Annotated in this window: 1 pseudogene; it reads right to left on the reverse strand. The window is 43.3% G+C overall.

Going from position 1 to position 453, the window contains the following annotated elements:
- Nucleotides 1–240: 240 nt before the first annotated feature.
- Nucleotides 241–453, reverse strand: a pseudogene (locus AAEY57_RS19435) (metallophosphoesterase); the annotation flags it as partial.

Raw genomic sequence — 453 nt, forward strand, 5'->3', positions numbered from 1 at the left:
GATCTATACGTGTTCGCCATTGGCGTTTATTAGACAATGGCTGCTCATCCAGTTTATCAATGCGCCTCGCTGAACGTTCAGAAATACCTGCTTTCGCAGCCGCGATAACTTGGCTATTACGCTTTCTATGTTTCATATAAATAGTGACCTGCTGATCAGTGATTCGTGTTCCCGGCACAGTGAACTCCTCCGTTCTGCTGTACCGAACCTTATCAGATCAACCGGCCAAGATAATTGTCGCTAGACCGGCCACCGTAATTGTCGCTTAATAACTTCGCGATCCCACAATAAAGATTGCACAATTAGCGATTTATCATCAGGGTAATTTTCCCAATCCCACGATTGTGCAAATGTATGAGACAACCCAATTTTACAACCACGATACTCAAGTACTATTGAAAGCGGTTTAGTTAGTAACTCATCGCACATAACACTGAGCTTTTCACTTGATAC

It is taken from the genome of Pseudoalteromonas sp. MER144-MNA-CIBAN-0113, from assembly GCF_040308965.1.
GTDB lineage: Bacteria > Pseudomonadota > Gammaproteobacteria > Enterobacterales > Alteromonadaceae > Pseudoalteromonas > Pseudoalteromonas tetraodonis.